The organism is Rhizobium sp. NXC24 (assembly GCF_002944315.1).
Taxonomy (GTDB): Bacteria; Pseudomonadota; Alphaproteobacteria; order Rhizobiales; family Rhizobiaceae; genus Rhizobium.
Window position 1 is genome coordinate 3,208,758 of the sequence record NZ_CP024311.1, and the last position, 13,182, is coordinate 3,221,939.

A 13,182-nucleotide genomic window follows, 5' to 3' on the forward strand; every position below is an offset into this window, starting at 1 on the left:
CTATGCAGAAAGCCCCAACGTAAGCTTTCGATGCAAGACACGGTGGCAATTAGCGCAAAGGCATTTTAAGTCATCCGTGACAGATACATGCCCCGGCTGCATCTCCGCAACATGCGTGCGATGATGATGAACTTCTATGCAGGCGGTTCCCGCATCTTTTCCATATCGTTCCACTGGATCGAGCCGGCAGTCTTCACAGAAAAGCCGCCCATGCTTCGACAGGAACTCCTCGCGTTTCTGCTTCGCCAAACCCGGCTGTCGTTCGCGGACAAGATGCGATACGATCTTAGGATTACCCTCGATCCACGCTTTCTCTTCCTCTGTCGGTATAAAGCGCTTGAGTTCTGCCTGCGTTTTCGACGGTTTTGCTTTTGGTCTTCGGACAGCGTCAGCAACTTTCGGTACTATCCATAAACCAGCTTCTTCTAATAAATCGAAACTGACTTGCCCCCATCCAGAGCTGAAATGCGCCGGAAACACTTCGATGCCAAGCGCCTCCTGAAGGGCGAGACCGAAGACTTTCTTTGGCACAAGGGGTTTGCCATCGGCAGTCATCGCGTCATAGTCACGGGAGGGGGAGAAATTGGGCGCGTCGCCTCCGTTCAATAGGAACTCTACAGCACGCTCAATGTGTTCACGGTGAACCTTGCGCAGCTCGGTAGATGGCAAGCGGGATGCACCGGGTTTAGCCTCTTTGGCTCCGACAATGGAGAGCAGGCTTTGTGGGTCTATCCCCGGTGTCGTGATAAGCAGACGCCGCCACGCTCCGTGGCTAGAGCTCCCCTCATTCATCGCTTGCACAATGAGATCGAACCGCCTTGCAATTGGCGCCTGTTTATCAAAAGAAAGTCGGCGCTCAGGAAGAGGTTCATCTTGGACGCGGTTGCTGTCTCGATAAATTTCGAAATCAACATCGGCGTTGTCCAGACTGCGGCTATGAAGGACTATTCCTAGGTCGTTAATCTCAATCTTTGCGTTGAGTGGCAATCCGGCTTCGTTCGTCAAAATCATTCTGTTCAAATCCTAAAGTCGAGGTAAGTCTCAATCATAGGTGATCAGATGTTGCTGAATCATTTCGCGCAAACGTAGAGAATAAGCTTACGGCTGTCGGCTCCGACGCCCATATCCAGCTTGTCCCTACAATATCGTAGGGATAGCCGAGTGCAGCGAAGCGGATATGCCCTGGGACTATTGGGTTTGGAGGCAAATTGATGGTTGATGCAATCACAGTTGACGACGTAGTCCGTATGGCGATTGAAGACCTATTTCCAGACCAATCGATACCGGATCAAAACAACAGCATTGGCAAGGGCAGGCAACATAAGGCGCCCGACCATTTGATCCTCAATGGTAAGATTGCCATCGAGCGCAAATCTCGCAACGCGATTGATCAATCCCAATTTTATAAGAAACTACAAGAAATCGCCGCGCAGCAAGGGGCGCCGTTTTGGGGCGTCGGAAGATTGAATTTCAAAGCGATAATAAACCAACTGCCCGACTCGAAAGACGCCTCCCAAAAGATGACTGATTTTATGATGAATCAAGTCATGAAAACAATGCGGAAAAGCCAAAAGAAGTTTGAAGAATACGCACAATTTGTTCCACAGGAAGGGCAAGCGCGCGTCTTGATTATCTCTGACAACACCGAAATCAGACAGGGAACTGCTGCCGTCGAATATTTCATCGGACGAAAGATGGGAGCGCTCGACGCTGGCGATGATCAGGTGAAGGCTATCGATGCAACATTCTATGTGAAGGACCCACGTTGCACGATAGACGAAGAAGACAGCTATTGGTTCACGGCAATAAGTAGGGCGTGTCTTTCGCAGGAGAAACAGCAAAACGTGAATGGACTGGCATCAGTTTTGCACCATCGAATTTCTCGCTACGCTCCCTACGCCGGAGCAGCCAATAACTTCTGTAATTCGTCGTTTCGATTGTGCGTCGTGTAGTGCCCAATTAGATTCCCTCCACGCCTCGAAAAGTATAATCCGCGTCGTATCGCCCTTTTGCAGCTTGAGTGTGCCCCGGCATGAATTGAGTGTTTACCATCCAGATCAACCCTGAGTGCGCTACGCTCCCTGCCGTGACATATTCCGTGTGGCGACCTTGGGAGTCCTCAGTGCAGGCGAATGAAAACGGATCGATCATCACCATAGTGACGGCTAACCCGACCGCATTCAATTGGGGCTTGATGCTCGCGGTGCTTGCATCGTCATTAGCCGTCGGCTTTGGATGTTATTTCGCTCTATCAAGGATATTTCGCCGCCATCTGTCGCACGAACCACCGTCAACGATCAGCGCGACGGAAAGAAGCTTTCGTAATGTCTATGCAATTATGACCGAAGATCGACGGCAAGGTCTTATCCGCTTCTATCAAGAGAAGCATGAGTGTGGGCGCGAGGAAGCCATGGCAAAAGCTATTGACGATAGGCGGCGAGAAATCGACAGATTGCATTGATGAGCTGCATCGCGTGTGGGCTGCAATGATTGGTCGTCTGATTGCGGTTCAATTTTGGTGTGCCTCCGCTAAACCAATCGGCATGGATCAACATCGCCCGGATTTCCAGCAGCCTTGACGGTTCAGTAAGGATGGTTTACATAAAATCTCAAGTAAACCAATCTGAAGTAAACCGAAAGAGTTTCCATGCTGGCAAGGATGTATCTCAGAGCATCAACCGACGAACAGGACGCAACACGGGCGCTACAGGAGCTTGAAGATTTTGCTGCCGAACGCGGCTTGACCATTGCGGCGACGTATATCGAGAACGAAAGCGGGGCGAAGTTGCAGCGTCCGGAACTGTTCCGCCTGCTTCGCGACAGCCGTCCGGGCGAAATCCTGCTGATTGAACAGGTTGACCGCCTGTCTCGTCTTACCGAAGCCGATTGGCAAAAGCTTCTTGCCGAAATTGAGACAAAGCAGGTCCGGATTGTAGCGCGCGATCTTCCTACATCGTGGATGCTTGCCAGCCCAACAGACGAATTCACCGGGCGCATGTTCAAAGCCATCAACGGAATGCTTCTTGACATGCTCGCTGCCGTCGCCCGCAAGGACTACGAAGACCGTCGCCGGCGACAGGCACAAGGACAGGCACGCGCCAAGGCTGAAGGTCGCTATAAAGGCAAACAAGAAGACGTGAAGCGCAATAAGGGCATTGAAGCCATGCTAAAGGAAGGCAAGTCCTACACCCAAATTCAGGACGTGACCAAGGCTTCCCGGGCAACAGTGGCGAAGATCGCCAAGCGACTGAAGGAACGCGCTACAGAAGCCGCTTGACGGCTGTCGTGGTTGCGGGAAACATCAACATCCACGAGCACTTTTACCTGACGGACAAGGTGTTAGACCAGTACAGCGAGCAGTTGTTCTATAATAATTGGTGTGAGTGATGGTCAAGAAGCCGACGTTTGTATTTCAGCAAGTCTCAAACCACGGGGCGTCTCATCCGGTTGTCGCACGACTGACGCTGCAAACCTTTGAACTACTGAACGCGGTTCATATCGAGAAAGAGACGAGGGAAGCCATTATGGAGGTCTATATGGGCCTGCAAACTCGTCTGCTGCATTGCTACGACTTAGCCGACCGCATATTTGATGAACGCGAGCGCACCCTTAATGCGTTCCTCTTGGAACTGCGCAAGGGAAATACCAGCGTTCCTTTTATCATCGACCTTCAGGTGAATGCGGAGAGCTTCTTGCTCGCAGCAAAGCAGTACCTTCGAGATTTGGTGAAACCGCTCAACCTTCTGTTCGGCGCAAACCTGCCCATTGAAGCTAGTATCTTTTGGGACAAGACGGGTGCGGGCAATAGCCAAATCGTGAAATGGGCTACCGCAGAATTCGGAAAAGATCATTCCATCACGAAAATGTTCTCTGATGACCATGACTGGATTGCCGAACTCGTCAAAAAAAGGAATGCGGTGGAGCATCCAGGTGGTAAGAACGGAACACTGATTATCGAGAACTTCAAGTTGAAGGGCGGTCGTGTTGTGGCACCATCTTGGTATCGAGATGGAAGCAAGAATCCAACACCTTCCGACATACTCAGCGATATTTTAGCTACACGAGAAAACATGCTGACGTTGGGTGAAGATATAGTGGCACACGCTGTTGAACAAAAGGGCATGAGCAAGGCCTTGCAGATTGCTGAAATCCCAGTCGAGGAACGAGACCCGAAAACTCCGATACGATTGCAGATCGTGCTAAACGAGGAAGCTTTAGCGAAGTCTCCGAAGGGTGCACCCGCCAAAAAAGATGCTGCGGAGTAAACGAAACCCCGGCTTGTTAGATCGGGGTAACACGCGCCGCCTTCCTTCGCCAAGCGGATCAAAGAAGCCGCCTGACAGCCTAAATTGTTATTTTCATCAAAGCCCGGAATCGTGCGACTCCGAGCTTCTTTGCATTTGTCTATTCAAGCAAACATTTGCTCATCCCTGACCGATTTGGGCGAGAAATCCCGGGAGGCTGGTGGCGCGGGGCGCAAAACATGGTCCCCGCAAGAAGTCTCGCCAATATGATTATACGTATGCTCTTACTCAGTTCTGATGTTACAATGTAACACTGCTGTCTTGTCGCGGCACTTCACCATGTCACGTTTGCGGCACTCCATAAGGTCATAGTCGCCCTACCGATGTCGGATCGAAACCCCACGGTATAGGTTGATTACGTCATTTGCCTTTCCAGATGTCAGCAGAGATACACCAGCGGAACACAGATTGAATTCAGTCGAAACCAGTTGGATACAGTTGAAGCTAATGAACTACAGGTGTTGGCAGGATAGCCACAGGGTAAAGTCAGTTTTCCAACAGGGTTCATCAGGCGAACAATGATGGCAAAGGTTGATCGAAAAAAAACTTTGTCTTGCCAGTTACGTGAGCGAAGCGAACACGCGAGCGAAGCGAGTGTCCATGCCAACAATAGCCATTGGAAGTAAATCCATCTGATAATGAATCGATAAAGGAATCTATAGGGTCTTCTATCGGTCGGAATGACAATTGGTAGGAAATCCATTTGGAAATGAAACCTTACTGATTGCAATGGATTTAAGAAGCTCACTTCGCTTCGCTCGTGAGCTGGATTGCCCACTCGCTACGCTCGTGGTCATCCAGCGGCTAGTGTTTTTAGATTCCTTTATTGATTCATATCCCTTAGATTCATGTCACATTTTAATCCTATAAGAAGAGAGAATCTGTTTTAAGGAATTAAGTGTGACACTGCTACGATTGAGTGCCGCAAACGTGACATATACACTGTAATTCGTTTTGATTTTGAATAATAGTTCAGAATCTTACTTGATATATACGTATATATTCGCTATAATGCGACAATTCCCGAAAATTTAAGCCTTATCCAATGTGATGCGAAACCGTGTCCTTTATCAGTTTTATTGTCGCCTCATGAGGAACGCAAAATTCAGCGTATTCAGTGCTAATAACACGAAAGTTTTGCATCAAAAGACACGATATTAAGGGAGAAGATTACTAGATACTATTGTTGAGATCGAAGTCGGGCGAATGACTTAGTTTCAATAGGTCATTCGAAAGGCTTCGGCATCACATCCTCAAGACAAGTGCAAACGAATCTCTAAAGGTCTCTGTGTTCCTCGCCCGACGCACAGAGACCTTTTTTCATTGCGCATGTTAATTTGAGGAAAATTTGATGAAGAAAATCATTCAGAAAGTAGATGGTCATATCGGTTCGGGCAAATCCTACAGAACGCGAGAATGGTACGCTAAGCTAATCGCCGAAAACGGCGGCAATCCAGTTCCGGCAACCTTTGCCACTCCTACCAACGGATTGAGCAATGAGCATCACGAGGAACTAAGCAAACTCGGAATCTCTTCGCTTGTCATCTCGCAAGATGCGGGTTTTCGCAGTTCTACCGAAGCGTACGTTCGCTACTGCGACGAAGGCTATGAAGGCGTCCTGATCCCAAACAACATGATTGCCCTGAACGCCCGGGCGAACACGTCAAATCGGCTACTTGCTATTGATGAAGCTTTTTCGCCTCTCGATACGATCCGGATTGAATTCGAGAGTCCGGAAGACGTTCGTGAACTGTACGTCATTGAGGCGACAGACACCCAACCAAAAGCGGCGCCCATGTATGAGGTGGTTCCGTCCACTCCGATGAACAACGCTCTAAAAGACCCCTATGACACTGAACGACGTTTCAAGGGTTATGGCGAGCATGCGAAGAAGCTAGCGGCATACATCCACAACGATCAATACCGCGTCGTCATCGATCAGGACAGCTTTGACAAGGCTTCGTCTGGCAACGCGTTCCTGAAGCGCGACAAGACCGGCAAGGTGATTGGGGAAAGTCGTGTCTGGCTTCAATTCACTATTTTCATGCTGCCGTCCATCGTTGATGCGTACAAAGATGTTCTGATGATCAGCGCGAATTTCGACAAAACCTTGTTGTCGCTGATGTGGTCGAAGGACGTTGAATTTCAGACGAACAAAGAGATTCAAACGGGGCTGCGCTATCAGGATATGAAGCATGTTGCCGACCACGTTGAACTCTATCATGCCCCGGTCAAGAACCTGTCCAAGACGTTTTTAACGCGGCTTGGCAAAGGTGATGAGGAAACCGGCACGCAACAGTTTTTGGACATGGTTGCCCTTTGTTTGGATGAGATGTTCCCAGGACGCGAACACATTCACTGTTCGAACAAGCGTTCAAACGACAAGGACTTCAGGTGGTTGTTGGATGGTGAGAAAGGCGGTCAACGTGTCATCACCAACCCGTTTGGTTGGAACAGTTTCCAGCACTGTAATATGGCTGTCTTCCTTGCCGCCATCAACTACGATCCGGATACCAATGAGCGGCTTTACGCCTTCTACGGGATCACGCAGAAACAGGCGAAAGACGCGCTATGCTATCAGATGGTTTATCAGTTCATGGGGCGCACAATGATCAGGGACAAGGAGAACATTGGCAAGCCAGACGAAAACGGCAAGCTCCTGAAAGTTGTTCTCGTGCTTCCTGACGAAGGTGCGGCGGAAGCCGTTCAAGAGATGCTTGGATGTGCCGCATCCACTCCGCTTCCGATTGACTTTGGCGAGCAGCCTAAGCGGGGTCGTCCGCGTGTTGAGAAGAGCGAAGATCAGAAGCGCGTCGAAGCTACTGAACGGAAGCGCAAGAGTAGAGCAGCGAGGAAAGCCGAAGCCGCTGTCGAAACGACGCTGTAACAGCGGAGCCGAACGCTCATTTCTGACAAATCTCGTTCATCTTGGTCTTGACGTTGCGCCGCAAGATCGGATCGCCTGGGGTTTCGATAGCCTCTATGAAGCTCGTGAACTCTTGCGATAGGCTCTGATGAAACAGGGTCCTATTGATCCGGATTAGACCATCTGCGGAAAATTCCAGCGCCGTGCCTGAAATGCCGACCTTCAGGAAGTCAGTGCTACCGCTGTGATGAAGGGCGCATCGCCCGCTTAAATAGAGCTTTCGAGCTTTGTCTTCTTGCTCAGCCTCAACCGAGACGCTCTCTTTGAATAGGGACCATTCCTTGAGAAAGTTTTTGAAAAGGGTTTCGCTCTGTCCGGTATGGTTGATCCTGCCCTCCCGGAACCCTTGAACTGTCTCTATTACAAGGAAATCCAAGGCGAGAATTGCAAAGCCGAATGTGCCCTGAGTTTTGTCTGCTTCTGCCTCTATCAGCGCATCAGCCGGTTTCAAAAATCGTCCTTCAATCCGGTCTTTTATAATCTCGCCCGCTTTCTGCCACTGCGCTTCATCGGCGTTGTCCGGATCAAGATTCAGGTCTTGCCAATTCTGTGCAGTGTAGTTCGGGCTGATCAACTGGCTTCTTGGGCGTGGCTTCGTCGTCGTGTGCATACATCCTCCGATGTAAAAGATGTCGGCACTCTACCCGAACCAGAAGGTTTGTCGCAGATTCTAAAAGCAGACACTTGGAGAATTTTTCGGATCGGAAGCGTTTCCGACATCATCCGACATGAAGGAGGAACATCCCGGTCATGAGCACGGCTATAATCGCGGCAACGACAATGCCAAGCGTGCCGGTGCCTGATAGCTCAAACAAGCCGAAGAGCTTAAACTTGAATTCCGGGGGGTTTTCCACAGCAGGCACCTTTCACCAAAAGAAAAAAAGAATTTGGTGTCTGCTTCTGCTTCGCAGTGTGAGCACGAATGGTTGTCGTTACAAGTGGGTGCGCCCGCCATTCACAGGGCCTCTAATGAAATCAAATAGTTGGCAGGAACCTTGTGTAAAATTCATCGTGGACCATCTGGCTTTCCACTCGAAAATCGACCGATTTCAAAACGAATCGGGGTCAATTGATCGATGAAGCCCAAATCCACCCATACATCCTAATCGGGCTTGTCATGCTTCTCCTGATCGTGAACGGGGTATTCTGGTTTATCACCATTCCACCATTGCCGAGCTTGCCACGCTACATGCCAATGTTGCCAAATACGAAGTCGCTTGCTGATGAAGCCCGGATAGTTATTCCTTCTCAAATAAGCTAGAAACAAAAGTGGCTCAGTAGGTGGACGTGAATCGATGGAACGCGATTCCAAGATCGAAATCTTTCGACTTCATATCTCGAAATCCCAATTGGAAGCAGTGCCCCCGAGGAGCGCGCACTCCTCTTGCTAGCGAGTTACGCAATTAATCAGATCACAGTGCTCCGCCGTTTGCTCATATTCTCAATGAATTTCGAGTCGAAGCACGAAGTGGAAAACATCCTCAGCGCTGCGCAAACTCAAATGATTTTGCGGTTTATGCTCGCCTCCATGGCTGAGACTTGGGAGATGATCAGACGACCAAATATCCAGAGACTACTTTTGGAGATTAATGGTGATGTTGAAGCTGATGGAAAGGAAGCCCATCGGCTGTTGAAGCGTCATTTTGGGAACAACAATGTGCTACATCGGCTCAGAAACAGTGTCGTTTATCACTATCCTGATCTTGCAGCGCTCGAAAAAGCTTTCAGTGAGGTTCCGGACGACGAGGATTGGGCGTGGTATGTCTCCCACGCGGTGACCAATGGCTACTACTACTTGTCGGATTTGGTCATCTCGTCCCACATCCTCGAAGTCATGGGCGAGCGCAATCCAGAATTGGCGTTTGGGAAGCTGATGGATGAGGTCGTGCCGGTAGCAGAGAACCTTCTCGACTTCCTAGCATACGTGATGAGGGCGATAGTCACCCGCCATTTTGGAGCTGAAATGCTATCTCCGATGCCCGGAACGGGCATCTCCATCTCCGGTGTTCCCAACATGAACGATGTCTCGATTCCTTTCTTCACAATACGGGATCAGGACATTTAAGTCGCTATCACGATCATATCCCGTGAAATGGTCAATTTGACCGCGATTAAGCCCCTGTTTTTATTTGACGTGGAAGTCCCGGGACTCGCCACTGTGGAGGGGGCGACACCCTTGCCTTTGGTGAAGTAGTCGGCAATCGCCTGGGCTTTCCACGCCAGAAGCCCAAAAGGAACAAAGAAGGAGAGCGGGCTCAGCGCGCAAATCAGGGTGTGCCCGAAGTGGACTACACAGACGAGGCAGGGCGACCGGATGGTGGCGCTGCATCGAGGCTTGTGCACAAATCTGTAAGCCTCTCGTACTTTTCGAACCGCTCGGCTAAATTGCCACGACAAAGCGCGGCAATTGAGATATTTGATGCTTCAATCCTTGACAGAAGAGCTATCGTTTACGGCGGAAGATATTCGTAACTTCCAGATATTTTATCCGTATGCCTTCAACAAAACTATTGAGGCGCTGACTACACGGCATTCATTTGTCCATTATTGCAGCAGTGCAGCCGCCGAATCCATGATCCGGAACGGGTCTGTATGGATGAGGAATGTCACGTGGATGAACGACAGCTCCGAGATACAGCACGGAAAGGCTTGTCTTGCTAATGCTCTGACGAGCGATTCAGCACACGAATTGGCGAGGGTACTAGACGGAAAATTTCCAGGGTTTACTGAGCATCTTATCGGGTTAATCAACTCGTGGATGCCGCACTTTGAACAGGAGACCTACATCACTTGTTTGACGGAGCAGTTGCCAAACGAAGAGCAGATGGGCAGACTTTCCATGTGGCGCGCCTACGGTGCAGGCGCAAACCCGGTTGCATTCGTGTTAAATAGCGGTCCTTTTCTTCGTCCATCAGACGCACTTGGCGCCTACACCAGCCCGGTTGCCTATCTATCCCCCGCACAATTTCTTGAGCAATACGAGCAAGTCGTAAAGAACATCATTGTTAACTTTGAATTCCTGGAACGGCTCGGACGCGAGCATATACTTGCAAATCTATTTGCAGCCTACCGATATGCTATCATCTGCACGAAACATCCCAGCTTTCACGAAGAGCGTGAATGGCGAATTGTATATCAACCTACGTTTCAAAAGTCCCAAAGGCTCGTGCCAGACCGGGTTATCATCTCGCAGGCCCCGCAGCGCATCTATAAAATCCCTCTGATTGATGTACCAGATGAAGGTTTCTATGGAGCCACGCTGCCTGAACTCTTCCAAAGGCTTTTGATCGGCCCCGGCACAATGTCTGTGCAGCTCAAGCGCGAATTTGTTGCCCTTTTGGAAGATCAGAACGTTCCAAACGCCGCGACTAAAGTTGAAATATCCGACGTGCCATTACGTTTATAATGTCGCAGCCATATCACGGTGGTGACCTAACGGTTTATCGCAATTGGAGTCCCTCTTTAAGGTCAGGAAGGAAACCCTCGAACATGAGTGAGGTCTAAGCCTTTGTAGGCGATGGATTGAATGCCTTCGTTCAAAACCGGCAACCCATACGAGCTTCCGTAGACCTCGCGGATACCCTGTGAATGGCCCTGAATTTGGTCCATAACGGCACTATCCACTCGGCTATCGCGACAGGCTTGCTCGAATGAATGCCGCAGAGAATGCCAAACCTTCTTTTCTGCCTTGATCCCCGCCTTTGAGAGCAGTTTGTTGAACAACTTCGAGGCATGGCGGTGACGCTGGTTGGCAGGTCCGATCCCGATATCGGGAAATAACCGTTGTCCGGGCTGCACAGACTGAACAAATTTAACAAATCCGAGTTCAATCAATTTCGCATGGACCGGGATTTTACGAGCGGCAAACATCGTCTTGAGCGTCTTCCCGACAAAGCTGCCGTCCGTGTCGTCAGCATTAACATCCAGAAACCAAATCCCACCCTCTAACCGAACGTCCTCGCGAAACAGTTGTACGGCTTCCATCAACCTCGTCCCTGCATACAACGATAGAAGAGGTACCCAGAAGCGCCCTGTGGCTTGCATGGGCACATCCCCCTTCACGAACCACTCCCGCGCGCTCTTTACCCCAGTGAAGACCGGGCTGTGAAAGAGCTTCTGTAATTCGAGGATGCTGAAGCCGTGCCTTTTATCGCGCCGGTCGCCGGCGCTCCCGAGTTTTGGTATCATCGGCTGAACAATGTTCTTCAGATTTATGTCGAATTCAGCGCGAGCCCACCCAAACACTAAGTTCATCGCCGTCATCACCTGCCGAACGCTTTCGACCGATAGACCTTTGGACGAGCCGTCTATTTTTGCACGAGCAGCAATCTCTAATTTGGAGAGCCCCTTTAACTCGGACCGACCATGGGCCTGAGGAGGCAGCTCAAATAACGTAGACTTTAGCAACCTGATGTCTGACTGAACGTATTGATTGAGTGGCTTGTCACCACAGATAGCAATGACCTGCTTAATCTGGTTCGCGCGTGCCGACTGAGTTTTCGCGCTCCATCCCTTGGATTTCGCAAGCGATTCAAAGCATTCGACTGCGATCACTGAGAGCAATGGCAGCTCTGTTTCCCTCGCCGTCGCCTCAGGAGCTTTCGAACTTCGCACGTCTGATGAGGATTGGCGCAGCGACATGCCTGAACAAGGGCCACTGAACTCTCGTAGCCAAGCGGTGATCATGGTCCGCTCGCAATCATACAACATACCTATCGCAGCAGTCGGATCGGCATCTGCAAGATCGAAATGATCGTACGCTCGTTGCCAGCGCGATAGGTCGCGAACGGCATAAGCGCGCTCAACAGATGCGAGGCGATGCTCAAGTCGCTGCCGATGCTCGACAAAGAGAGTGTCGATGATTTCCTCTCGTTGAGCGCCCCCTGAACCAAACGCTCTCAGCGCGAGCGCCCTTTCATCGTCTTCCTTCGATTGAAGAAGACAGCGGAACTCGTCGCGCGCCCGTAGCATCATTTCTGAACTAACAGGGATCGTTGGATTTCGTCGCCATCCGGAAGTCGCATCAACCAGTTGATTGAAATGCTTAGCCCTTATCAGGGCGAACGCGTGGTCCACCTCAACGATCACAGCAGACAGCAGCCGAAGTGCCGTCCGCAAGTCGCGCGTTCTCAGTGATCGTTGCTCGATTTGCTTGCCATAGAAAGATCGTATCTCGGCAGGAACTTTGACCCGGTGATAGTAGATACCGTTGGGATGACGATAGAGTCGATAGCGGTCAGCCATAGTCGGCAACTCGATTTTCACACCGGTGTCAAAGTCGGTGTCAAAGTTTCAGTCGAGAGCCAAAAATGTTGAAAATCAATGAGATATAAGAGCGATCCACGACGACCGATGGATGTTTACGATCCTGGGCGCCTACAAACGTAGGTGGGCGCCGTGTGTCCAGGCCCACGAGCCTGGTCAGGGACAGCTCCCTTTGGATCGAGTATGGCCCCAGGGATTGTGGTTCCTGTCGGGAAGCGCAGACCGCAAGTCCTATATAAAGAGAATTCTCGCCTTGCACCAGAGGGTGCTACGGTGCAGTCCCGAGAAATAAAAGAACGCCTCAGTTCGGCTCGGCGCCTGGGCGAACCGTCAGCTTCTCGGTGATGCCGCGAATGCGCGTCGTCACTTCGTCGATGACGGTTGCGAGCGTCTCTTCGCTGCGGGCATTGGCCGCAAGCACGGTGTCACGGTTGTTGCGCAAGTTTTCGAGCTCGGCCTCCAGCCCCGAAACGCGACGTGTCAGCTCCGCCACCTCGTCCATGATCATGATGCCGGCCATGACGGTGACGCGCAGATCGCCGATTTCGCCGAACTGGCTCTTCAGATGCATGACATAGCGGTCGAAGCGGGTGGCGAGATCCGTCAGATGCTCTTCCTGCCCCTCTTCGCAGGCCATGCGATAGGCCTTGCCATCGATCGTTACCGTTACCTGCGCCATGAGACTTT

The 13,182-nt window shown here is 50.7% G+C and carries 11 protein-coding genes and 1 other RNA gene; 7 read left to right on the forward strand and 5 right to left on the reverse strand.

The features are described 5' to 3' along the window. A complete protein-coding gene (locus NXC24_RS15850) occupies positions 1–1,011 on the reverse strand; it encodes a hypothetical protein (RefSeq protein ID WP_104824173.1) in 1,011 nt (336 codons plus the stop codon). 200 nt (positions 1,012–1,211) lie between these two features. Between NXC24_RS15850 and NXC24_RS15855 the strand changes: the two genes are divergently transcribed. The 5 genes from NXC24_RS15855 (at position 1,212) to NXC24_RS15870 (ending at position 7,191) form a co-directional block, all read left to right on the forward strand. After that, positions 1,212–1,952, forward strand: coding sequence for a hypothetical protein (locus NXC24_RS15855; protein WP_104824174.1), 741 nt, complete (start codon positions 1,212–1,214; stop codon positions 1,950–1,952). 170 nt (positions 1,953–2,122) lie between these two features. Then, on the forward strand, positions 2,123–2,461 hold the full coding sequence (locus NXC24_RS35120) for a hypothetical protein (RefSeq protein WP_158704490.1): 339 nt from the start codon (positions 2,123–2,125) through the stop codon (positions 2,459–2,461). 186 nt (positions 2,462–2,647) lie between these two features. Then, complete coding sequence (locus tag NXC24_RS15860) at positions 2,648–3,277, forward strand: recombinase family protein (protein ID WP_104824175.1); 630 nt, start codon at positions 2,648–2,650, stop codon at positions 3,275–3,277. A gap of 109 nt (positions 3,278–3,386) precedes the next feature. Beyond that, positions 3,387–4,265, forward strand: a complete 879-nt coding sequence (locus tag NXC24_RS15865; protein WP_104824176.1) for a hypothetical protein — start codon at positions 3,387–3,389, stop codon at positions 4,263–4,265. 1,390 nt (positions 4,266–5,655) lie between these two features. After that, positions 5,656–7,191 carry a hypothetical protein gene (locus tag NXC24_RS15870; RefSeq protein WP_104824177.1) on the forward strand — a complete coding sequence of 512 codons (1,536 nt, stop codon included), beginning with the start codon at positions 5,656–5,658 and terminating at the stop codon, positions 7,189–7,191. 16 nt (positions 7,192–7,207) lie between these two features. Here the strand turns inward: NXC24_RS15870 and NXC24_RS15875 are convergent, their stop codons facing one another. Further along, the gene (locus tag NXC24_RS15875; protein ID WP_104824178.1) at positions 7,208–7,840 is read right to left on the reverse strand and encodes a hypothetical protein; all 633 of its coding nucleotides are present in this window, start codon (positions 7,838–7,840) and stop codon (positions 7,208–7,210) included. A gap of 858 nt (positions 7,841–8,698) precedes the next feature. Between NXC24_RS15875 and NXC24_RS15880 the strand changes: the two genes are divergently transcribed. Both NXC24_RS15880 and NXC24_RS15890 read left to right on the forward strand, forming a co-directional pair. Then, positions 8,699–9,295: a hypothetical protein gene (locus NXC24_RS15880; RefSeq protein ID WP_158704491.1), complete on the forward strand. Its 597-nt coding sequence runs from the start codon at positions 8,699–8,701 to the stop codon at positions 9,293–9,295. 354 nt (positions 9,296–9,649) lie between these two features. Then, positions 9,650–10,636 carry a DUF2971 domain-containing protein gene (locus tag NXC24_RS15890; RefSeq protein ID WP_104824181.1) on the forward strand — a complete coding sequence of 329 codons (987 nt, stop codon included), beginning with the start codon at positions 9,650–9,652 and terminating at the stop codon, positions 10,634–10,636. 62 nt (positions 10,637–10,698) lie between these two features. On the opposite strand, the gene NXC24_RS15895 is transcribed toward NXC24_RS15890, so the two are convergent. From NXC24_RS15895 to NXC24_RS15905, 3 genes are all read right to left on the reverse strand, one after another. Further along, positions 10,699–12,474, reverse strand: coding sequence for a site-specific integrase (locus NXC24_RS15895; protein ID WP_104824182.1), 1,776 nt, complete (start codon positions 12,472–12,474; stop codon positions 10,699–10,701). Positions 12,475–12,563: 89 nt separating this feature from the next. Then, positions 12,564–12,722: non-coding RNA, 6S RNA (gene ssrS, locus NXC24_RS15900), on the reverse strand. Between the two features lie 74 nt (positions 12,723–12,796). Then, positions 12,797–13,174 (reverse strand): cell division protein ZapA, encoded by a 378-nt coding sequence (locus NXC24_RS15905; RefSeq protein WP_104824183.1) that lies wholly within the window; start codon positions 13,172–13,174, stop codon positions 12,797–12,799. Positions 13,175–13,182 lie beyond the last annotated feature (8 nt).

Coding starts and splice junctions, on each gene's coding strand:
- NXC24_RS15890 (WP_104824181.1), top strand. CDS start 9,650: ATGCTTCAATCCTTGACAGAAGAGCTATCGTTTACGGCGGAAGATATT.
- NXC24_RS15870 (WP_104824177.1), top strand. CDS start 5,656: ATGAAGAAAATCATTCAGAAAGTAGATGGTCATATCGGTTCGGGCAAA.
- NXC24_RS15850 (WP_104824173.1), bottom strand. CDS start 1,011: ATGATTTTGACGAACGAAGCCGGATTGCCACTCAACGCAAAGATTGAG.
- NXC24_RS15860 (WP_104824175.1), top strand. CDS start 2,648: ATGCTGGCAAGGATGTATCTCAGAGCATCAACCGACGAACAGGACGCA.
- NXC24_RS15855 (WP_104824174.1), top strand. CDS start 1,212: ATGGTTGATGCAATCACAGTTGACGACGTAGTCCGTATGGCGATTGAA.
- NXC24_RS15895 (WP_104824182.1), bottom strand. CDS start 12,474: ATGGCTGACCGCTATCGACTCTATCGTCATCCCAACGGTATCTACTAT.
- NXC24_RS15865 (WP_104824176.1), top strand. CDS start 3,387: ATGGTCAAGAAGCCGACGTTTGTATTTCAGCAAGTCTCAAACCACGGG.
- NXC24_RS15905 (WP_104824183.1), bottom strand. CDS start 13,174: ATGGCGCAGGTAACGGTAACGATCGATGGCAAGGCCTATCGCATGGCC.
- NXC24_RS15875 (WP_104824178.1), bottom strand. CDS start 7,840: ATGCACACGACGACGAAGCCACGCCCAAGAAGCCAGTTGATCAGCCCG.